The sequence below is a fragment of the Seonamhaeicola sp. ML3 genome (genome assembly GCF_023273855.1).
Lineage (GTDB): Bacteria > Bacteroidota > Bacteroidia > Flavobacteriales > Flavobacteriaceae > Seonamhaeicola.
Genome location: NZ_CP096884.1, coordinates 34652 through 54766, shown reverse-complemented (window position 1 = coordinate 54766; position 20115 = coordinate 34652). Strand labels below are relative to the sequence as shown.

The 20115-nt window shown below is 33.5% G+C and carries 22 protein-coding genes; 14 read left to right on the top strand and 8 right to left on the bottom strand.

Annotated features, from left to right (window positions below; translation table 11 throughout):
- Window positions 1–3 precede the first annotated feature (3 nt).
- Window positions 4–831 (top strand): TerC family protein, encoded by an 828-nt coding sequence (locus tag M0214_RS00265; RefSeq protein WP_248723480.1) that lies wholly within the window; start codon window positions 4–6, stop codon window positions 829–831.
- A gap of 164 nt (window positions 832–995) precedes the next feature.
- Here M0214_RS00265 and lptB read toward each other — a convergent pair whose 3' ends face one another.
- From lptB to M0214_RS00250, 3 genes are read right to left on the bottom strand one after another with little or no spacing between them, the layout of a single operon-like run.
- On the bottom strand, window positions 996–1736 hold the full coding sequence (gene lptB / locus M0214_RS00260; protein ID WP_248723479.1) for an LPS export ABC transporter ATP-binding protein: 741 nt from the start codon (window positions 1734–1736) through the stop codon (window positions 996–998).
- Window positions 1737–1781: 45 nt separating this feature from the next.
- Window positions 1782–2606 carry a twin-arginine translocase subunit TatC gene (gene tatC / locus M0214_RS00255; protein ID WP_248723478.1) on the bottom strand — a complete coding sequence of 275 codons (825 nt, stop codon included), beginning with the start codon at window positions 2604–2606 and terminating at the stop codon, window positions 1782–1784.
- The gene (locus M0214_RS00250; protein ID WP_248723477.1) at window positions 2606–3571 is read right to left on the bottom strand and encodes an SIS domain-containing protein; all 966 of its coding nucleotides are present in this window, start codon (window positions 3569–3571) and stop codon (window positions 2606–2608) included. The genes tatC and M0214_RS00250 overlap by 1 nt, the downstream gene beginning before the upstream one ends.
- Before the next feature lie 328 nt (window positions 3572–3899).
- On the opposite strand from M0214_RS00250, the gene M0214_RS00245 reads away from it, so the two are divergent.
- The 6 genes from M0214_RS00245 to M0214_RS00220 all read left to right on the top strand — a co-directional run bounded on the left by M0214_RS00245 (window position 3900) and on the right by M0214_RS00220 (window position 10605).
- A complete protein-coding gene (locus M0214_RS00245; RefSeq protein ID WP_248723476.1) occupies window positions 3900–6104 on the top strand; it encodes an ATP-dependent DNA helicase RecQ in 2205 nt (734 codons plus the stop codon).
- Window positions 6105–6153: 49 nt separating this feature from the next.
- Complete coding sequence (locus tag M0214_RS00240) at window positions 6154–6624, top strand: hypothetical protein (RefSeq protein WP_248723475.1); 471 nt, start codon at window positions 6154–6156, stop codon at window positions 6622–6624.
- Between the two features lie 84 nt (window positions 6625–6708).
- The gene (locus tag M0214_RS00235) at window positions 6709–7641 is read left to right on the top strand and encodes a peptidylprolyl isomerase (RefSeq protein WP_248723474.1); all 933 of its coding nucleotides are present in this window, start codon (window positions 6709–6711) and stop codon (window positions 7639–7641) included.
- A 268-nt stretch (window positions 7642–7909) separates the two neighbouring features.
- On the top strand, window positions 7910–9547 hold the full coding sequence (locus tag M0214_RS00230) for a lipocalin-like domain-containing protein (protein WP_248723473.1): 1638 nt from the start codon (window positions 7910–7912) through the stop codon (window positions 9545–9547).
- A 26-nt stretch (window positions 9548–9573) separates the two neighbouring features.
- A complete protein-coding gene (locus tag M0214_RS00225) occupies window positions 9574–10119 on the top strand; it encodes a YfiT family bacillithiol transferase (RefSeq protein ID WP_248723472.1) in 546 nt (181 codons plus the stop codon).
- The gene (locus tag M0214_RS00220) at window positions 10120–10605 is read left to right on the top strand and encodes a GNAT family N-acetyltransferase (protein WP_248723471.1); all 486 of its coding nucleotides are present in this window, start codon (window positions 10120–10122) and stop codon (window positions 10603–10605) included.
- On the opposite strand, the gene M0214_RS00215 is transcribed toward M0214_RS00220, so the two are convergent.
- Window positions 10602–11159, bottom strand: a complete 558-nt coding sequence (locus tag M0214_RS00215) for a thioredoxin family protein (RefSeq protein ID WP_248723470.1) — start codon at window positions 11157–11159, stop codon at window positions 10602–10604. The genes M0214_RS00220 and M0214_RS00215 overlap by 4 nt on opposite strands.
- A 49-nt stretch (window positions 11160–11208) precedes the next feature.
- Here M0214_RS00215 and M0214_RS00210 point away from each other — a divergent pair, with 49 nt between their 5' ends.
- Genes M0214_RS00210 through M0214_RS00200 form a run of 3 tightly spaced genes read left to right on the top strand, consistent with a single transcriptional unit; the run spans window position 11209 to window position 13485 of the window.
- Window positions 11209–11541, top strand: coding sequence for a tRNA-binding protein (locus tag M0214_RS00210; protein ID WP_248723469.1), 333 nt, complete (start codon window positions 11209–11211; stop codon window positions 11539–11541).
- A gap of 4 nt (window positions 11542–11545) precedes the next feature.
- Window positions 11546–12442, top strand: a complete 897-nt coding sequence (locus tag M0214_RS00205) for a bile acid:sodium symporter family protein (RefSeq protein ID WP_248723468.1) — start codon at window positions 11546–11548, stop codon at window positions 12440–12442.
- Window positions 12443–12453: 11 nt separating this feature from the next.
- Window positions 12454–13485: a 1-acyl-sn-glycerol-3-phosphate acyltransferase gene (locus M0214_RS00200; protein ID WP_248723467.1), complete on the top strand. Its 1032-nt coding sequence runs from the start codon at window positions 12454–12456 to the stop codon at window positions 13483–13485.
- Window positions 13486–13542: 57 nt separating this feature from the next.
- Here M0214_RS00200 and M0214_RS00195 read toward each other — a convergent pair whose 3' ends face one another.
- Window positions 13543–13932, bottom strand: coding sequence for a PUR family DNA/RNA-binding protein (locus M0214_RS00195; RefSeq protein ID WP_248723466.1), 390 nt, complete (start codon window positions 13930–13932; stop codon window positions 13543–13545).
- A gap of 153 nt (window positions 13933–14085) precedes the next feature.
- A complete protein-coding gene (locus M0214_RS00190) occupies window positions 14086–15843 on the bottom strand; it encodes an ABC transporter ATP-binding protein (protein WP_248723465.1) in 1758 nt (585 codons plus the stop codon).
- 202 nt (window positions 15844–16045) lie between these two features.
- Here M0214_RS00190 and nusB point away from each other — a divergent pair, with 202 nt between their 5' ends.
- From nusB to yajC, 3 genes are all read left to right on the top strand, one after another.
- Entirely contained in the window at window positions 16046–16990 is a 945-nt protein-coding gene (gene nusB / locus M0214_RS00185; RefSeq protein ID WP_248723464.1) for a transcription antitermination factor NusB, read from the top strand.
- 84 nt (window positions 16991–17074) lie between these two features.
- Window positions 17075–17533: a DUF1573 domain-containing protein gene (locus M0214_RS00180; RefSeq protein WP_248723463.1), complete on the top strand. Its 459-nt coding sequence runs from the start codon at window positions 17075–17077 to the stop codon at window positions 17531–17533.
- A gap of 17 nt (window positions 17534–17550) precedes the next feature.
- On the top strand, window positions 17551–17841 hold the full coding sequence (gene yajC / locus M0214_RS00175) for a preprotein translocase subunit YajC (protein WP_248723462.1): 291 nt from the start codon (window positions 17551–17553) through the stop codon (window positions 17839–17841).
- 60 nt (window positions 17842–17901) lie between these two features.
- Here yajC and M0214_RS00170 read toward each other — a convergent pair whose 3' ends face one another.
- Window positions 17902–18501, bottom strand: coding sequence for a YdeI family protein (locus M0214_RS00170; RefSeq protein WP_248723461.1), 600 nt, complete (start codon window positions 18499–18501; stop codon window positions 17902–17904).
- 181 nt (window positions 18502–18682) lie between these two features.
- On the opposite strand from M0214_RS00170, the gene M0214_RS00165 reads away from it, so the two are divergent.
- The gene (locus M0214_RS00165) at window positions 18683–19516 is read left to right on the top strand and encodes a hypothetical protein (RefSeq protein WP_248723460.1); all 834 of its coding nucleotides are present in this window, start codon (window positions 18683–18685) and stop codon (window positions 19514–19516) included.
- Window positions 19517–19646: 130 nt separating this feature from the next.
- Here M0214_RS00165 and M0214_RS00160 read toward each other — a convergent pair whose 3' ends face one another.
- On the bottom strand, window positions 19647–19964 hold the full coding sequence (locus M0214_RS00160; RefSeq protein ID WP_248723459.1) for a PID-CTERM protein-sorting domain-containing protein: 318 nt from the start codon (window positions 19962–19964) through the stop codon (window positions 19647–19649).
- Window positions 19965–20115: the final 151 nt, after the last annotated feature.

Sequence of the window (20115 nt, the reverse complement as noted above, 5' to 3'; positions counted from 1 at the left end):
ATAATGCTAGGAATTATATTTACACTTTTAATGCTTGTTATGTTGCAGGCTGTATTGGGTTTTGACAACTTATTGTATATTTCTTTAGAGTCGAAAAAGGCAGCCCAAAACGATCAAAAGAAAGTTAGGAAAGTAGGTATTCTTATTGCCATAGCGTTACGGATTGTATTGCTCTTTGTTTTGGTATCTTTAATTGGGTATTTCCAAGAGCCATTTTCTTTTTTAACCGGTGATGTTGATGGTGTAGCTCATTTCGCTTTCAACGGGCACAGTCTTATTGTCTTAGCTGGAGGTGGTTTTATTATCTATACAGCCATAAAAGAAATTTGGCATATGATTGCTACACACGATTTAACTCATGATGTAGAAGGGGTAGATAAAACTAAAGGAAAAAAATCATCTAATGCTGTTATAGCAAGTATCGTTTTAATGAACCTTGTGTTTTCATTTGATTCTATTTTAGCAGCCATCGGTCTTACAAGTGAAATTGAAAATTCTACTACAGCATTCATTGTTATGGCCATTGCAATTGTAATTAGTGGTTTGCTGATGTTGTTTCTAGCCGATAGGATTTCGGCATTTCTAGCCAAGAACAGAATGTACGAGGTACTAGGGCTCTTTATTCTTTTTATAGTTGGCATTATGTTGGTTACCGAAGGTGGGCATTTAGCGCATCTAGAACTTTTTGGTAATCCAATTGAATCTATGAGTAAAACAACTTTTTATTTTGTTATTGCTGTACTGGTTATCACAGATATAGTTCAAGGGCGCTATCAAAAGAAAATAATAGCTCAGGAAGCTCGTGAGGAGTTACATAACAAGGACGAATAAATAATATCCATTCGAGGAGATTATTGGGGTGTTGTTTTTGAGTGTCTTAAGTAACGTCTGTTTTACCTTGCCAAAAGTCGAAATGTTATTGGGCAATGTTTCTCTTTAATGATGGATTCCTGCTCTAGTTGGAGGGTAGGGATATTCCTGTAAGGTACAGTCTTTTAATCCCGAATCTTCTTCTTTCTAAGTTCAAAGTTTTGGCCTAAGTAGACTTTACGCACCATTTCATCATTAGCCAAATCTTCTGGGATACCATGTTTTAAGATACCGCCTTCAAACATCAGGTAAGTTCTATCGGTAATTGCCAAGGTTTCCTGTACGTTGTGGTCGGTAATTAAGATTCCAATATTCTTTTTTGTTAGCTGTGCTACAATGCGCTGTATATCTTCCACTGCTACCGGGTCAACGCCAGCAAAAGGTTCATCTAATAAAATGAAATTTGGGTCTGTAGCCAGAGCACGAGCAATTTCTGTTCGTCTTCGCTCACCACCAGAAAGTAGGTCGCCTCGGTTTTTTCTAATATGCCCTAAACTAAACTCTTCAATTAAAGACTCCATTTTGTGGTGCTGTTCTTTCTTGCTCAGTTTAGTAAGTTGAAGCACACTTAGTATATTATCTTCAATACTTAATTTTCTAAAAACCGATGCTTCCTGAGCCAAATATCCAATACCATTTTGAGCACGTTTGTACATCGGGAAATTGGTGATTTCTTGGTTGTCTAAAAAAATTTGTCCGCCATTAGGCTTAATAAGCCCAACAATCATATAAAACGATGTGGTTTTACCAGCACCATTAGGACCTAATAACCCAACGATTTCTCCCTGATTGACCTCTAAAGAAACATCTTTAACAACTTTACGTCCGTTATAGGACTTCATTAAATTTTCAGCTCTTAAAATCATATTTGCAATAACGTGAAATTTAATTAATTATTGGGCTAAATAATACTAAGTATTAACTGTTTCCTTTCGTTTTTGATTCCTCACAACCACTTTAGAGATATAGATACTTACTTGATAGAGTATTAAAATAGGAATGGCCACAATGACCTGACTTGCTATATCTGGTGGTGTTATAATTGCCGACATAATCAAAACAACCACCAAAGCATATTTTCTATATTTTTTAAGTATTTCAGGAGTTACTAGTCCAATCCTTGTAAAGAAATAAATAATAATAGGCAGTTCGAATATAAGTCCAGAAGCGAGAGCAGAAGAACGCACTAAAGCTATATAGGAACTTATATCAATTTGATTGTCTACGGTAGTTGAGACACTATAATTAGCTAAAAAGTTTATTGATAGCGGTGTTACGATATAATATCCAAAAAGGACGCCAATAAAGAACAATAAAGAGGAAATAATTATAAAGCCTCTAGAATGCTTCCTTTCATTATCATGCAAGCCCGGACTAACAAATTTCCAAAGTTGATAAATTACATAAGGAAAGGAAATAACGAAACCTCCCAAAATAGCGGTCCAAATATCTGCCGAAAATTGCCCAGCCATGGTCCTGTTTTGGATAATCATGGGTACCTTTTCGTTACAGAATGTAGTATCTACACCAATAAAAGTAGCTGTTCTACATAAAAAGTCATACGTTGGAAAACTCATATCTAGAGGAGCAAAAATAATTTCATCAAATATGAATCTGCTGAAAATAAAGGCTAATGTGGCCACTATAACAACAGCTATGCATATTCTAATTAAATGCCATCTTAAATCCTCAAGATGGTCTAAAAAAGACATCTCGTTTATGTTTTTCTTTGCCATTATATAATGCCTTCTTTTATTAGATCATGTAAATGGACAACCCCAGCATATTTTCCGTTTTCTTCAACAAGTAGTTGAGAAATGGCATTGTTTTCCATAATATCTAGAGCATCAACAGCCATGGTTTGGGTTGTAACCCGTTTTGGGCTGGCGCTCATGATATCCTTAGCTTTTAAGTTAGTGAAGTCGTTAGAGTGGCTCAACATTCTTCTTATATCACCATCAGTTACTATGCCTACAATTGTATCATTTTCTACAACAGCTGTAACGCCCAATCTTTTTTCCGAAATTTCAACAATAACATCTTTAACATTAGTGTCGGGAGATACTTTTGGTTTCTCGTTTACAGAAGATATGTCTTGAACCCTTAAGTAAAGTTTCTTGCCTAGAGAGCCTCCGGGATGGTATTTTGCAAAATCATTGCTTGAAAACCCTCGCATTTCCAAGAGGCAAACAGCAAGCGCATCGCCTATAACCAATTGGGCAGTTGTGCTAGTCGTTGGAGCTAGGTTATTCGGGCAAGCCTCCTTATCTACATAGGCATCTAAAACATAATCAACCTGTTGACCCAAGTAAGAATTTTTATTACCAGTTATAGCAATAATTTTATTTTTGGCACTCTTAATAAGGGGTACTAAAACTTTTATTTCTGGGGTGTTACCGCTTTTAGAGATACAAATTACAATATCGTTTTTTAAAATCAACCCAAGGTCTCCATGAATGGCATCTGCTGCATGCATGAAAACAGCCGGTGTACCAGTAGAGTTTAATGTCGCTACTATTTTATTGGCTATAATCGCGCTTTTACCAATCCCTGTTATGATAACTCGCCCTTTGGAATTATATATTAGTTTAACGGCTTCTGCAAAATCTTCTGTAACTAAATTAGAAAGATTAAAAATAGCTTGGCTCTCGGCCTCTATGGTCTGTTTTGCTATTTGTAAAATAGAGTTCTTGCTATTCAAATTTTGTGTCTTTTTAGTTGACCCTTTTAAAGATTTTATTATCTTTAATGTTATCCAGATTTAAATTTTATTGTAATTTGGATTTTCGTTACAAAAGTACACGATTTTTTTCATTTGAAGATTCGAAAAAGCCATTTGAACAAAATTATCTGTACTTGTTATTTTTCATTTAGATTAAAGCAGAATTCATCTGTACCAATCAAATTTTCTGGATTGAAATTTAACGAATCATTAAGGGGGAAATTTTAAAATCAATTTGCTGTCTATTAGGTTTACATCTCGACTTTGGCGGATTGTTTTTAAATGTTAATTATTATTTGTACTGTTCATGTTAATAGCAAAAAGTGACTTGCAATCTGCGCTAAAAAAATATTTTGGATTTAATAAATTCAAAGGGTTGCAAGAAGATGTTGTAGAAAGTATTTTATCAGGAAAGCATACCTTTGTAATTATGCCAACAGGTGGCGGTAAATCGCTTTGTTATCAATTGCCTGCGCTGATGCAAGAAGGGACAGCTATAGTGGTCTCTCCATTAATTGCCTTAATGAAAAATCAGGTAGATGCTATCAGAGGTGTCTCTAACGAAGAAGGTATTGCTCATGTACTTAATTCGTCATTAAATAAAACTGAAGTAAAACGGGTAAAAGAAGACATTATTAATGGTGTCACTAAGCTTCTGTATGTTGCTCCCGAATCTTTAACTAAAGAGGAGAATGTTGATTTTCTAAGATCGGTCAAGGTTTCTTTTATGGCTATTGACGAGGCACATTGTATCAGTGAGTGGGGACACGATTTTAGACCGGAATATAGAAATCTTCGTCATATCTTTTCTAGAATAGGAGAAGGTATTCCAATTATTGGCTTAACTGCCACAGCTACTCCTAAAGTTCAAGAGGATATAATAAAAAATCTCGGTATTACTGGGGCCAATACATTTAAAGCCTCATTTAATAGGGCCAATTTATACTATGAAGTAAGACCAAAAACAAAAAATGTTGATGCCGACATCATTCGATTTGTCAAACAAAACGAAGGTAAATCTGGTATCGTTTACTGTTTGAGTAGAAAGCGGGTAGAAGAACTTGCTCAGGTCTTACAGGTAAATGGCATAAAAGCAGTACCCTATCACGCAGGATTAGATGCTAAATCAAGATCCAGTCATCAGGATATGTTCCTCATGGAAGATATAGATGTTGTAGTTGCGACAATTGCCTTTGGGATGGGTATTGATAAACCCGATGTTCGTTTTGTAATCCATCATGATATTCCAAAAAGTATAGAAAGTTATTACCAGGAAACTGGTCGTGCTGGACGCGATGGTGGTGAAGGCCATTGTGTTGCGTTTTATTCCTACAAGGATATAGAGAAACTGGAAAAGTTTATGTCGGGTAAACCAGTAGCCGAACAGGAAATAGGTCATGCCTTGTTACAAGAAGTTGTTGCATTTGCTGAAACTTCTATATCCAGAAGGAAGTTTATTTTACATTATTTTGGTGAAGCGTTCGATAATGAAACTGGAGAAGGCGGCGATATGGATGATAACGTTAGGCATCCGAAAAAGAAGATAGAAGCTCAAGAAGATGTCTTAGTATTGCTGGAAACAATAAATGACACTAACGAAAAATATAAATCTAAAGATTTAGTGAATGTAATTGTAGGTACAGAGAATGCCATGATTAATTCACACAAAACTAATGAACAACCCTTTTTTGGAAGAGGTAAAGGAAAAGAAAAATTTTATTGGATGGCGCTTTTAAGACAAGTGCTTGTTGCCGGATACCTAAATAAAGATATAGAAACTTATGGTATCATTAAGTTAAATGATAAAGGCAGACGTTTTATTGAAAAGCCAGTGTCTTTCATGATGGCCGAAGACCATGTGTATGATGACGATAAAGATGGTGGTAATATTATAACCGCAGCAAAAGCTGGGGGTGTTAGTGCAGACGATACCTTAATGCGTATGCTCAAGGATTTACGTAAGAAGAATGCTAAGAAATTAGGTGTACCTCCATTTGTTATTTTTCAGGATCCTTCTCTAGAGGATATGGCATTGAAATATCCCATTTCATTACAAGAACTAGGAAATGTACATGGTGTTGGTGAAGGGAAAGCCAAGAAATATGGTAAAGAATTTGTTGGGCTTATCGCAAAATATGTAGAAGAAAACGATATTGTTCGTCCTGATGATATGGTGGTCAAATCTACCGGTACCAACTCTGCGAATAAGCTCTATATCATTCAAAACATAGATCGTAAATTACCTTTAGATGATATAGCCTCTGCTAAGGGATTGGAAATGGAAGATTTTATAAAACAAATGGAAGCCATTGTATATTCTGGAACTAAATTAAATATCGATTATTGGATAGATGAGATTTTAGACGAGGATCAACAAGAAGAAATACATGAGTATTTTATGGAATCTGAAACAGATGGTATAGATGATGCTATAGAAGAGTTTGATGGTGATTATGACGAAGAAGAATTACGCCTCTACCGCATAAAGTTTATTAGTGAGGTCGCTAATTAAAAAATATAGAAGACAAAGGTTCAGTATTAGTCTTTTTCTAACTGGATTTGTGTTTTTTACTTATGGTCAGGAGAACGAATTAAGAGATTATGAACATTATGAATCTCTTAATATTGGTGTTGGATATAATTATAGTTACTCCGATTCTGATTCTCGAAAGGAGAGTTACAAACTTTTAGAGTTTTCTATTAATAAAACGAGTTATGGCGGAAGGCATGGAGGTGGTCTTCTATATGGGGTAGGTACAGAAATAGGATTGGATACAGAGAATTTTACTATTGGTCCAAAAATAACAGGTATATTTTTTTATAATATTGTTGTCTTAGGAACCGAGGTCGTTACTTATACAGATTTCAATAAGTTAACATTAAGAGTTGTTCCTATATTTGGTATTGGAAGCCATAGATTTAGAGCTACTATAAATCCACATCTTGTAGTAATTAACAAAAGCTATCAACCTATAAACAGGGCATTGGTTAGTTTTGTGCTAAATTTAAAGCTAAACAAAAAGCGCTTATAATAGAGGACAATTAAAAAACTCGTCAATCCTCATTTGAAAATCGTCTATCATTCTTATCTTTGCACTTTCTTAAAAAACAGAACAATGCAAGACGGTTTATACGCAAAATTCAATACAAGTAAAGGCGAGATTTTAGTGTCTTTAGAATATCAAAAAACACCAGGTACAGTAGGTAACTTCGTAGCTTTAGCAGAAGGTAATTTAGAAAACTCGGCTAAACCTCAAGGTACACCTTATTATAACGGATTAAAATTTCATAGAGTGATTCCAGATTTTATGATTCAAGGTGGTTGTCCTCAAGGTACTGGAAGCGGTAACCCTGGTTACCAATTTGATGATGAATTCCATCCAGAATTAAAACACGATGGTCCAGGTGTATTATCCATGGCCAATGCTGGTCCTGGTACCAACGGTAGTCAATTTTTTATCACTCATGTAGAAACACCTTGGTTGGATAATAACCATACTGTTTTCGGAAAAGTTTCAGAAGGTCAAGATGTTGTAGATGCTATTGCACAAGGTGATGTTATTGAGAGTTTAGAGATCTTAAGAGTTGGGGCAGAAGCTGAAGGGTTTAATGCCATCGAGGCTTTTAGAACATTTGAGGGTGCTAGAGAAAGAAGAGTAGCGGAAGAAAAGGCTAAGGCTGACGCAGAATTAGATAAACTTGCTACTGGTTTTGAAAAAACAGAAAGCGGACTTAGATACCAAATTATTCAAAAAGGAGAAGGCGCTAAGGCAGAAAAAGGAAAAACGGTTTCTGTGCATTACAAAGGGCAATTAGCAGATGGCACAGTATTCGATTCATCTTACAAGAGAAATCAACCAATTGATTTCCCTTTAGGTGTTGGTCAAGTAATCCCAGGGTGGGAGGAAGGTATTCAATTATTAAATATTGGAGACAAAGCAAGGTTGGTTATCCCAAGTGATTTAGGTTATGGAAGTAGAGGTGCAGGAGGTGTTATTCCTCCAAATGCTACCTTAATTTTTGATGTTGAGTTGATGAATGTGAAGTAATCTAAAAACAATTTTTTAAATGTATAAAAGCATCTCATTTTTGAGGTGCTTTTTTTTGAAATAAATAGTTACATACAAATTCATTAATATATGAAGATCATATTGTTATTTAAGTCTTAAAGTAGTTTTATAATTCCAATTCCAAATAAGTTTTATTTCGTTTACAGAGAACTTAAAATCCCGTTTATGCTTTAAAATGAACGAGTTATCTTGATTTTTTTTAAATAGAAAACTAAAGTAATATACTTGTTTACTAAAACATCTGCTTATGAAATTAAAGATTACTTTATCGGTTTTAATATTTTTTGTTTGTATTACCACGTATTCACAAGATTGGAAAACCTATCCCTATGTGCCTTCCGGTGGGAGCTTGGTCTCATTTCCAGTCGATGAAGGACGACATTCAGCTGAAACAACCGAATGGTGGTACGTTTCTGGTCACATTACAACTGATACAAACAAGAAATACAGTTTTATGCTTACGTATTTTTTTAGACCAACATCTATATCAATTTTTAATTTTGATGGGTTTAGGATTTTAAATGTTACCGATGAATCTGATGGGACATTTTATCAAGATACAAAGGCTTTGAATTATGCAACATTATCTGAAACTGAGTTAAATATTGTAGCTTCTTTATTCCCCACAGGAACAGAGTATTGGAGAAATAAAGAAGATTCGGGCGGACAAATACTGCCATTTGAATATGAAATTAGCGCTTCTAGCACTGATATAAGCATGGATTTCAATTTAGAAACTGTTAAAAGACCATTAATTGTTGGGGGAGATGGCTTATTTGATCAAGGTGATTCGAGTTACACGTATTATTATTCGCAAACCGAAAACACGGTTACTGGAAGTTTAAGAGTGGGAAGTGTAACAGAAAACGTAACAGGAGAAGCTTGGATTGATCGTCAGTATGGAAGTTTCAATCCATTTACTGGAGAGGATTATGAATGGTTTAGTATAAAGTTAGATAATGGAACGGATATCAATCTATGGAATATTTTTAATTCTAGTAGATCAATTCCAGAAAATTCGAAATTTAGAATACTATCGGCTTATGTTGATGAGTCTGAAAGTTCCCAGTATACAATATCCGATTTTGAAATTGAACGGTTGGAATATTTTTTCACTCCTGATAATCTCCGATGTTATTCAAAGAAATGGCGTTTAACATCATCGTCTAAAAATATAGATCTAATAATCACTATAAATCACGAAAATTCTGAAGTTGATATCTCAGAATTATCATTTAAGTTTTTTGAGGGAGCCACAACCATTACTGGTACAATAAATTCTACTCCAGTTACTGGTGTTGGATTTACAGAATTATTGCACACTTACGAAAATCCGTCCTTAAGTATTATAAGTCCCAATGGTGGCGTTTACGATACGTCCAATAACATTAGCTGGCAAGTTAATAACCCAGATGATGGAAGACCCTTGAAATACGATTTAGAGTACAGTATTGATAATCAGGCAACATTTATTCCCATAGCTAGCGGATTGACAGACACTTTTTTTTCATGGAATGGAGCAGGTACAAACAACGCAGATACTATTTGGTTTAGAGTTAAAGGGTATTCTTTAGATAATACTTTAAGTGGTGAGGTGATAAGTACCGCATCCTCTTCTGTAACATTAAGCAATTTTATTTTAAATAAAGATTTATTTAGTGTTCACCCTAACCCTGCAAAAGACAATTTGTTTATTGAATTTGGAGAAAATATTTCAGGTAAAATTGAAATTTTAGATGTTAATGGTAGATCGATTTCGAATTTCTATACCAATGCCAAGAGAAACCATAATTTAAATTTGGAAACATTATCCAATGGATTATATTTTTTAAGTTTGGTATCAAACAAAGGAAAACAGGTTATTAAATTTGTGAAAGATAAATAAGCGAGTTTAGACTAAGAAATTGATTTATGACAGATTTAAAATTAGAACAATTAAAATACCCCATAGGACAATTTGAATGTCCATCACCAATTACCAAAGCGGATATTAAAAACTGGATTACTGTTTTAGAGCAGTTCCCAATCCGTTTTGAAGCTCTTGTAAAACACCTTACAAAAGAACAACTAGATACTGTTTATAGACCAGGAGGGTGGACAGTAAGACAGGTAGTACATCATGTGTCCGATAGTCATCATCATAGTTATACGCGCTTTAAATGGGCATTGACTGAAGATAAACCATTAATTAAAGCGTATAATGAAGCAGACTGGGCAGAACTGAGTGATAGTAAAAATGATCCCATTCAAATGTCTTTGGAACACATTAAAGCCATTCATTATAAGTTGGTGAATTTACTAAAACAACTGACTGAAAAGGATTTAAAAAAGTGCTTCATTCACCCAGAAACGAATTCAGAGGTAGTGTTATCCTATAATGTAGGTAACTATGCTTGGCATAGCAATCACCATTATGCTCATATTGAAAATTTACTAAAGCGTAAAGGTTGGTTATAAATGATTAGGGCGTTTCAAGAAGGAGATACCCATCAGCTCCTAGATATTTATAATTATTACGTTTTGAACTCTGTAGTAACTTTTGATGACGAACCGTTATCACTGAAAGCTTTTACAGAAAAAGTCAATAGGATAAATTCTGAATATCCCTTTATTGTTTTTGAGGAAAAAAATGAGCTTTTGGGTTATGCCTACGGAAGTAGATTTAGGCCTAAGCCGGCTTATAAACATAGCGTTGAGGTTACTGTCTATGTTAAAAATGGCGTACAAGGTAAAAAGATTGGTACACGATTGTATGACAGTTTGTTGTCAGACCTAAAAGATTTTGGTTTCCACGTTATCTTGGGAGGCATTACACTACCTAATGAAGCCAGCGTCGCACTTCATGAAAAATTTGGTTTTAGCAAAGTCGCACACTTTAAGCACGTAGGCAAGAAGTTTGGGACTTGGTTAGATGTAGGCTTTTGGCAATTAACCTTAGGTTAAACCTTCCATTTTATATTACAACCAATACTTGGTTTTTGTGTTTCGGTATATTCTATTCCTTGTATAAGGCAGTCTAGTGCACCTCTTAAATCGTTTCCGTTTAGCGGTTTACCATTTTCTGGTCTTGAATCATCCAGTTGTCCTCTATATACCAATTTGTCCTCTGAATCAAAAACATAAAAATCAGGTGTGCAAGCAGCATCATAAGCCTTGGCTATATCTTGAGATTCATCGTATAAATATGGGAACGGATAGCCTTCGGTAGCAGCATGAGCTTTCATCTTTTCAGGACTGTCCTGAGGGTAGTTAACTACATCGTTACTTGAAATGGCCGCAAAACCAAAACCTTTCTCTTTGTATGTATTTGCAATAGCTATAATTTCGGGATTCACATGAATAACAAACGGACAATGGTTGCAAATAAACATGATTACAGTACCTTTTTCTCCCTTAATATCGTTTAAGTTTTTTAATGAATCTGATACAGTATCAAGTAATGAAAAATCTGGTGCTTGAGTTCCTAAAGCAAGCATATTTGATGGAGTTCTGGCCATGGTTTTAACTTTTTACAAAGTTCGTGATTATTTGTATTTTTAAAAAGTCATGGATACAATAACTTTCGAAAATTTCATAAAAGTTGATTTAAGGATTGGGACCATTATAAGTGTAGACGACTTTCCAGAAGCAAGAAACCCTGCTTATCAACTAACTATTGATTTCGGTGATTTAGGTGTTAAAAAATCATCAGCACAGATAACTACCTTATACAATAAGGAGGATTTATTGAATAGACAAATAGTAGCTGTGGTAAATTTTCCAAATAAACAGATTGCCAATTTTATGAGCGAATGTTTGGTTTTAGGAGCTGTTAACGGTAAAGATGTTACTCTTCTGTGCCCAGAAAATAAGATAAAGAACGGAAGTGTAATCTCTTAAATACATGCAGGAATTAGATTCGGTAAAAATAAACTTTGATAGTAGCGGTCTTTGGGTTTTGAATATAGCCCTTGCAGTGGTTATGTTTGGAGTTGCTTTAGGTATCACAGTAGTTGACTTTAAAAGTTTAATTAAACAGCCTAAATTATTAATGGTAGGTGTGCTGTCTCAGTTTATCTTATTGCCATTGGTTACCTTTTTGTTAGTTATACTTATTAAGCCACAGCCCAGCATAGCACTAGGAATGATTATGGTGGCTGCCTGTCCTGGTGGTAATATTTCTAATTTTATGACTCATTTGGCAAAAGGAAACACCGCATTATCCATAAGTTTAACTGCTTTTGCTACGTTTTTTGCTATTTTCATGACACCATTTAATTTTCAGTTTTATGGGAGTTTATATGAGCCCACTTCAAAATTATTAGAGGAAGTTGAACTAAATCCATTAGAGTTATTAAAGCTGGTTAGTTTAATTTTAGGAATTCCGTTGTTCATTGGCATGTTGGTTAGATACTATAAAGAACAGTTAGCGCTTAAGCTTTCAAAAATTTTAAGGCCATTATCCATATTTATTTTTGGAGGCATTGTTATCATTGCTTTTTCTAACAATATTGATGTGTTTAACACCTATATTCATCATGTATTAGTAATTGGGATTTCTCATAATATTTTGGCTATACTATTGGGTTTATCGGTGGCAATAATATTTAAGCTCTCATTTAAAAATAAAAAGACTATTGCCATAGAAACAGGTATTCAAAACTCTGGTTTGGGTCTTTTGCTGATTTTTACCTTTTTTAATGGTTTAGGTGGTATGGCTATATTAGCAGCATTCTGGGGAATATGGCATATCATTTCAGGCTTGTTGTTGGCGTTTTATTGGTCTAACAAAAAGGAATAATTCTATAACATTTGAAAAAACTTTGGTTACATAGTGTACGGGCATATTTAAGGTTGGGAATGTTCTTTTATTTTAAAAGAATTCACATTCATGATATTGAAAATATTCCAAAGGATAAACCCGTTCTACTTTTAGGGAACCATCAAAATGCCCTTTTAGATGCTCTTTTAATTGCCGTATATGGAGGCCGATTTTCATATTTCTTGACTAGGGCGGCCGTTTTCAAAAAAAAGTTTGTAAGTAAATTGCTGGGAAGTTTAAGAATGCTACCGGTTTATAGGGTTAGAGATGGATGGAATAACCTATCTAATAACAATGCCATTTTTGAAATCTGTTCAGGATTATTAAAAAAAGGGGAATCCATAGTCATCTTTCCCGAAGGCAATCATAATTTGGCCAGAAGGGTTAGGCCACTTAGTAAAGGATTTACACGTATTGTTTTTGATACTTTAGAAAAATATCCTGATTTGGATTTACAATTAGTTCCAGTAGGTGTAAACTATCAGAAAGCCATAGGATGTCCAGATAGCACAGCCTTATATTTCGGTAAATCCATTTCGGTTAAAGAGTTCACGGCTGTAAATCGAAATGAAAATGTGTTAGCATTAAAAATTAGAATTCATGAGGAGTTAATGAAATTAACAACTCATATCCCAGAGAGTAATTATGAAGAATATTTAAATAAACTAGAAGCTTTGCAAGTTGATTTTTTAAAGCCTAAGGATGTGAATGCTTGTATTAAGGGTAGTTTTGAGAATTGCAAACCAAAGAAGATGTCTAATATTAGGGGGTTACAAATACTTTTCAAGCTTTTAATGATTCTTAATTTGATTTTACCTTATTTTGTTTGGAAATTGGGGATTGAACCAAAAATAAAGGAGCTGGAGTTTAAGTCTACATTTCGATTTGCAGTAGCCTTAACTATAGTCCCTTTTTGGGTTTTATTATTATTTGCATTTATTCTCATTTATTTTGGTTGGCAAATGGGGTTAATTTATTTAGCGATTAGTTTACTAGTGGCATTGTTGGCTGTTAAATTGTAATAAAAAACCCGCTATACAAAGTAAAGCGGGTTTTTTTATATTTTTTTGGAATCTCGATTAAATATCATCAAAGTCTACGTCGGTAAAACTTTCAGAACTTTTTGAGGTTTCCTCTGTTCCATTGTTTTCAAAATCCGTATTATATTCTTTTTTAAAGTCTTTTTGGTGACGCTCACTAATTACTTCATCGCCTCTTTTCTCGATAATATAATCGGTCATTTCAGATAAGATTTCTTTGAACTCGGCAAAGTCTTCTTTGTAAATGTATATTTTATGTTTTTTATAATGGAAGGAACCATCATCGTTTGTGAACTTCTTGCTTTCTGTGATCGTTAAGTAATAATCATCTGCCTTTGTAGCTCTTACATCAAAAAAGTAGGTTCGTCTTCCGGCTCTCAGAACCTTAGAAAATATCTCTTCTCTCTCCATCATATCATTATTGTTCATAGTTGTTTAGAAAATTATTTACGTTATAGTTTCTGTATCAAAAATCTAAAAAAAACCTCTATTAAGCAACAAATAATGAAGTTTCTTTTTTGATTCTGCATTTTTGTTACATTTCTTTAAAAGTATTGGTTGTGTAATTAATTGATTTAAAGTCTATTTAGATGTTGTATCGCTAATTTGTTTTAGGTACAAATGCTTGTAATATCCTTCGCTGTTCACAAGACTTTCATGGGTGCCTTCTTGAACTATTTCTCCGTCTTCAAGAACAATTATTTTATCAGCATTTTTAGCTGATGAAACCCTATGGCTTACAATTATGGCTGTTTTTCCTTTAGAGATTTTTTCAAGATTTTGGAGGATTTTTTCTTCAGTTTCAGTATCGACTGCAGAAAGACAATCATCAAATAACAATATTTTAGGAGATTTTATGATAGCTCTTGCAATTGAGACACGTTGTTTTTGTCCACCAGAAAGAGTGATACCACGTTCGCCTAAAACTGTTTCATAACCATTCTTGAACTTAGCAATGTTTTTATGTACTTGAGCATTTTTAGCAGCTTCAATTACATCGTTATCGGTGGCATCTTCTTTTCCAAACTTAATATTATTCTTTATTGTATCTGAGAATAGGAATGCGTCTTGGGGAACATAACCAATGTTGTCTCTTAGTGTGTTAAGATTATGTTGTTTAACGTTAACTCCATTAACAAAGATATCACCTTCCTGAACGTCATAAAGTCTGCCGATAAGATCTAAGATGGTAGATTTTCCAGAACCTGTTTTTCCCAGAATAGCCAGTGTTTCGCCCTCTTTTATCTTAAAGGAAATGTGTTTTAAGGCTTGTATGTTAGTATCATCGTATGTGAAAGAAACATTTTGAAAGGCAATATCGCCAGTTATGTTAGAGGGTACTTCGACCGTGTTTTTTATTTCAGGTTCAATTTTTAAAAACTCATTAATACGCTTTTGCGATGCTTCTGCTTGCTGAACAATAGAGGTTACCCAACCAACAGTAGCTACTGGCCAAGTAAGCATATTTACGTAAATTATAAATTCTGCAATGGTACCTAAACTTTCAATTTCACCATTAATATACTGCATGCCACCAATGTAAATAACCAATAAATTACTGGTGCCAATGAGTAAAATCATCATGGGGAAAAACCATGCTTGCACCTTGGCTAAATTCACTTGTTTATCTCTGCTTTCAACGGCTAGCGATTCAAAATCTGAAGCCGTTTGGGGTTCAATACCATAGGCCTTAATTACCGAAATACCGCTAAATGATTCTTGTGTATAAGTAGAAAGTTTAGAAAGATATTGTTGAACTATAGTACTTCTGTTATGAATCTCTTTACTCAATTTATAGATAATAACAGACAATATCGGTAAGGGTAAAATAGTGTAAAGCGTAAGTTTAGGAGCAGCATTGAACATATAAATAAGAGCAACAACAAATAGTGCAATTGTATTTATACTGTACATAATGGCAGGACCTGCATACATTCTTACTCTACCAACATCTTCAGTAATACGGTTCATTAAATCGCCCGTTCTATTTTTCTTGTAAAAGTTTAAGGATAACTTTTGGTATTGCTGATAGATTTCATTTTTCAGGTCAAACTCTATATAGCGAGACACATTAATAATGGTTTGTCTCATAAAAAACGTTAAAATACCAGCTACAATAGCGGCTCCTATTATATAAAAAATAGATTCCAGTAGGTTAGACCTAAATACTTCTGTAGAAATAGACTTGTTATTGTATCTCTCTACCGTTGTGAAAATTTCCTTAACATATCTTGGCGTGTAAAGTAAAAATATCCTCGCGGCAATAGTAATTAAGCCTCCAATTATTAAGTGGGTTCTATACTTTAAAAAGTATTTGTTTAAATGTTTTAATTCTTTCATCAAGCAGTTTCAACAATTAACAAATATAGCGTATATCTCACTATTATAAACTTATAAAATGTTTAGTATTTGTTAAAAGTGTACTAATGATTTATTCATGATAATATAAGATTTAAAAATAGAGCTACTTCTTAAAATAATATTACTTTTGCAGCATAAAACGGTAAACACCTTACTCTATTAAATTAAGTTCTTTGTAATTATGCTAACCAGAAGACATATTCGTGTAAAAGTTATGCAAACTCTATACGCCTACAAGGGCAGCGAAAGTGATGATTTTAGTAAAGATCAAAAATTTTTGCTGTTCAGTATAGGAAACATGTATAACTTGTATTTACTGCTAATTTCTTTATTAATTGAGGTAAAAAAAAGAGCCGAAAAAGATTTAGAGAAGAAAAAGCAGAAATTCTTGGCCACTGCCGAAGACAAAGATCCCAATAGAAAGTTTGTTAACAATCAACTACTGCAACTACTTAGGGATGATAATGGTTTGAAGAATGAATTGGAATTGAATAAAATCACACATTGGGAGCTAGACGATGAGTATGTTGAAGTGATTTTTAAAGCTATTATATCCAGTGATTTATACAAGGATTACATGAAGACCAGAGTGTCTGATTTTAAAGAGGATAAGCAGTTTATTATTGATATTTACAAAGAAATCATTGCTCCTAATGATAAGCTCTACGATTATATAGAGGATAAAAATTTAACTTGGTTAGACGATCTACCTACTGTAAATACGACCATTTTAAAATTATTAAGAAAAACAAAATCTACAACTGGGGGCAATCATTTTGTGCCAAAGTTATATAGAGAGGAAGAAGATAAAGAATTTGCAATAGAACTTTTTAAGAAAACCTTGTTAAACAGGTCTGTTCTTAATACTGAGATTGAAAAGAAAACTAAGAATTGGGATGCAGATAGGATAGCCGATGTAGATTATACTTTACTACAAATGGCAATAGGTGAGTTGCAAAACTTTCCTTCAATTCCTGTCAAGGTTACCATAAACGAGTATTTGGAGATAGCCAAGGAGTATTCTACACCTAAAAGTAGCATCTTTATTAATGGTATTTTAGACAAGTTGGTAAAAGAATACGAACAAAAAGGTAGTTTAAAAAAGGTTGGGCGCGGCCTTATGTAAAATCAGTTAAGATATTTTACAAAAGTTTTCAAACGGTGAAATAATTATTATTTTTACCCAGGTTAATAGAAAAACAAAAAGAATATGAAAAAAATATTTTTAGGTTTAGTTGCTATTTGCTTAGTAATATTGACGTCATGTAAAGAAAATCCAGCAAATAAAATTGATGAAAAGAATGTTGCTGCAGCTGCCGAAAGAGATGAGAATGCATCGAAGTTTCCTATAATCGAATTTGATAAAGTAGAACATGATTTTGGAAACATTGAAAAAGGTAAAAAAGTAACGACCGTTTTTAAATACAAAAATACCGGAGATGGCCCTTTGGTTATTACAGAGATTAAAAGTTCATGTGGATGCACCGTACCCCAAGACTGGAGTAGGGAACCATTATCTCCTGGAGATACTGGAGAGTTTACAGTTACTTATAACGGAAGTGGAACCGGGGCAATATCTAAAACCATTACAGTCACTGCCAATACAGAAAAGGGAACAGAAACAGTTAAAATAAAAGCACAAGTAGAAACAGCTGATAAACCAGCATAATAACATTAAACACACTCATGGGAGAAGGAGGAATAGGGGCATTTATGCCTATGATTTTATTATTTGCGGTGTTGTATTTCTTTATGATTGCACCACAAATGAAACGCGCAAAAAAAGAAAAGAAATTTGCAGCAGAATTGAAAAAAGGAGACAAAATCGTTACCAAAAGTGGTATGCACGGTAAGGTCGTTGAATTAAACGATAAAGACAATAGCTGTGTTATAGAGACGTTGTCTGGAAAAATTAAATTCGACCGTTCTGCAGTATCAATGGAAATGAGCACTAAATTAAATGCTCCTGCCAAGTAATTGCAGCAAGCCAAAATAAAACACAAACAAGGTTTCCATCACGGAAACCTTGTTTGTTTTTTAACAGTTTTTGTATTTATCATGCAACCCTACACCTTTTAAGATTAAAGGTTTTATTTTTTCTAAACGGGAAATTTTAGTGGTGTCTCGCTTGGCTGATAGAATATATTCGCAATATTCACGCTTTTTGTAAGGTGTAAGAGCATTAAAAGCAGTTTCTAACTCAGGGTTTTTATAAAATTCATTTTGTAATTCATGCGGGATTGCACTTTCCTTTTTTTCTCTGTTAGGCTTTAATTCTTTCCCCAATTTTTGATTTTCTATAGCTTCTTTAACATATTTGAGAACGATATTCTTATCGATGTCTCTAATAGATTTAAAATTTAATTGGCGCATAGCTTTCGTTTTACCCTCTTGAGCATTTATGAGTAAATTATGTTCGTCATTTAGAAATACTCCGTTGAAAAACCAGATTCCAAAATGTTCTTTAAAGGCTCCGATACCACAAACGTTTTTGCCGTTTAAAGTATAGGTTGGGATACTCCACTTTATGGTTTCCTTTAGTTCGGTAGATTTTATAATATCTCTAAGTAATGATAGCGCTTGAGACCATTTTTCGTGAGTTTCAATATATTCTTCTATTGAGTTAACTTTTTTCATAATACAGGAATTAGATTTTAGAATAAATAAAATAAGTTGGGTTTATTCATACTGAAAATGTTTAATAGAGATTATAGGTTTTAAATATTTCGAGGAGTATATTGGTGCTTAATCTAAATTAATAGTTTAAAGATATATTTTTTATTAATATAGATAAATCAACTACTTAACATTTTAAGTTATGTCTGGATTATCCAACGGTTCCTCACGAAATCTTTCTATCAATAAAGATTTTTTTATTAACCTGTTACTTTTTATTTGGCTTTTAATTATTGCTTTTCTAGCATGGGCCGATGTATTTATAAATCATTACGAATGGATAGACAGCGGGCCAATACAAAGGCTAGTGAGTATATCTAAAGATGATGGTTTGCCTAATTGGTTTTCTAGTGTGCAGTTGTTTTGTGTAAGTATGGTGTTGTGGAGTATTTTCGTCGTTGAATCCTATTCCAAACCAGTAATAGAAAATAAAAGAGTTTTTAAGTATGGTTGGTCGTTTTGTGCCATGTTTTTTTCTTATTTGGCAATTGATGACGGATCTAAAATGCATGAACGAGTTGGTACTACGGCCAGAGTACTATTGGAATCAAAGCATAAGTCTGACCCCAATTTTATAACTAAGCTTTTTGATGTTTTTCCAAGTTATGGATGGCAGTTTGTCTATGTTCCAATTTTTGGTGTTGTTGCTTTACTGTTATTATTCTTCCTCTATAAAAAATTAAAAGAAAAGAAACAGTTTATCTTTATTATTCTTGGATTTGGATGTTTTGCTGGTTCTGTTTTTCTTGATTTCTTTGAGGATATGGATGCTTCAGTATATGATCCGGTTGTTAATTTTTTCAATACTGAACTTTATAATATCGAACATTTCTCTAGGCTTATAGAGGAGATACTGGAAATGATTGGTAATACCTTTTTTATGTTGGCATTCACAAAACAGTTGATAAGTTATTCAAACCAATGGAACATACATTTTTATTCAAAAGTGAATAAGGTTGAAGATGAAAAAGATTAGACTTTATTTGTCTTAGGTAAACAATACCTGTTCAAAATAGTTTTAGATAATTTATCTCAAAAGAGAGCATAAAAAAAAGAGAGGCCAAACAACCTCTCTTTTTTTATATGTTTAAAAGTTCTTTAGTTTATTATTTAAGATCTTTCAACTTTTTTACCCCATAAAAAGCAGCACCAAGTAATAAGACTCCAATACCACCGCCTACAGGAATTTCATCTGGTTTATCGTTACTACGACTGTAACTCATGCTTTTGCTCATACTTTTGCTCATGCTTTTACTCATGCTCTTGCTTTCGCTTTTACTCATGCTTTTACTTTCGCTCTTGCTCATACTTTTACTTTCACTCTTTTCTTGTACAGTACTGGCATAAGAATTGGTCGAGAATGTTAGAGCAAGTATAACCATAAATGCTCCAATAAATTTTAGAAGTTTACTTTGTGTTTTCATTTTAATTACCCATTTTTTTGATTAACAGCTGGTTAAATCTAACTAATTGATTTGAGATTAAAGAATTTTGTCGTTAAACTGCATTTTTAGACTTTGATAGCTAAATTTCAGCCCTTTAAGAGAATTTAAGTTTAAAAAAAGGCTTCCTAAA

Excerpts from the sequence above, each read along its gene's own strand:
- nusB (WP_248723464.1), top strand. The coding sequence starts at position 16,046 with ATGCTAACCAGAAGACATATTCGTGTAAAAGTTATGCAAACTCTATAC.
- M0214_RS00205 (WP_248723468.1), top strand. The coding sequence starts at position 11,546 with ATGCAGGAATTAGATTCGGTAAAAATAAACTTTGATAGTAGCGGTCTT.
- M0214_RS00215 (WP_248723470.1), bottom strand. The coding sequence starts at position 11,159 with ATGGCCAGAACTCCATCAAATATGCTTGCTTTAGGAACTCAAGCACCA.
- M0214_RS00170 (WP_248723461.1), bottom strand. The coding sequence starts at position 18,501 with ATGAAAAAAGTTAACTCAATAGAAGAATATATTGAAACTCACGAAAAA.
- M0214_RS00265 (WP_248723480.1), top strand. The coding sequence starts at position 4 with ATGCTAGGAATTATATTTACACTTTTAATGCTTGTTATGTTGCAGGCT.
- M0214_RS00245 (WP_248723476.1), top strand. The coding sequence starts at position 3,900 with ATGTTAATAGCAAAAAGTGACTTGCAATCTGCGCTAAAAAAATATTTT.
- M0214_RS00160 (WP_248723459.1), bottom strand. The coding sequence starts at position 19,964 with ATGAAAACACAAAGTAAACTTCTAAAATTTATTGGAGCATTTATGGTT.
- M0214_RS00225 (WP_248723472.1), top strand. The coding sequence starts at position 9,574 with ATGACAGATTTAAAATTAGAACAATTAAAATACCCCATAGGACAATTT.
- M0214_RS00210 (WP_248723469.1), top strand. The coding sequence starts at position 11,209 with ATGGATACAATAACTTTCGAAAATTTCATAAAAGTTGATTTAAGGATT.
- M0214_RS00165 (WP_248723460.1), top strand. The coding sequence starts at position 18,683 with ATGTCTGGATTATCCAACGGTTCCTCACGAAATCTTTCTATCAATAAA.
- M0214_RS00230 (WP_248723473.1), top strand. The coding sequence starts at position 7,910 with ATGAAATTAAAGATTACTTTATCGGTTTTAATATTTTTTGTTTGTATT.
- M0214_RS00190 (WP_248723465.1), bottom strand. The coding sequence starts at position 15,843 with ATGAAAGAATTAAAACATTTAAACAAATACTTTTTAAAGTATAGAACC.
- tatC (WP_248723478.1), bottom strand. The coding sequence starts at position 2,606 with ATGGCAAAGAAAAACATAAACGAGATGTCTTTTTTAGACCATCTTGAG.
- M0214_RS00220 (WP_248723471.1), top strand. The coding sequence starts at position 10,120 with ATGATTAGGGCGTTTCAAGAAGGAGATACCCATCAGCTCCTAGATATT.
- M0214_RS00235 (WP_248723474.1), top strand. The coding sequence starts at position 6,709 with ATGCAAGACGGTTTATACGCAAAATTCAATACAAGTAAAGGCGAGATT.
- lptB (WP_248723479.1), bottom strand. The coding sequence starts at position 1,736 with ATGATTTTAAGAGCTGAAAATTTAATGAAGTCCTATAACGGACGTAAA.
- M0214_RS00195 (WP_248723466.1), bottom strand. The coding sequence starts at position 13,932 with ATGAACAATAATGATATGATGGAGAGAGAAGAGATATTTTCTAAGGTT.
- M0214_RS00180 (WP_248723463.1), top strand. The coding sequence starts at position 17,075 with ATGAAAAAAATATTTTTAGGTTTAGTTGCTATTTGCTTAGTAATATTG.
- yajC (WP_248723462.1), top strand. The coding sequence starts at position 17,551 with ATGGGAGAAGGAGGAATAGGGGCATTTATGCCTATGATTTTATTATTT.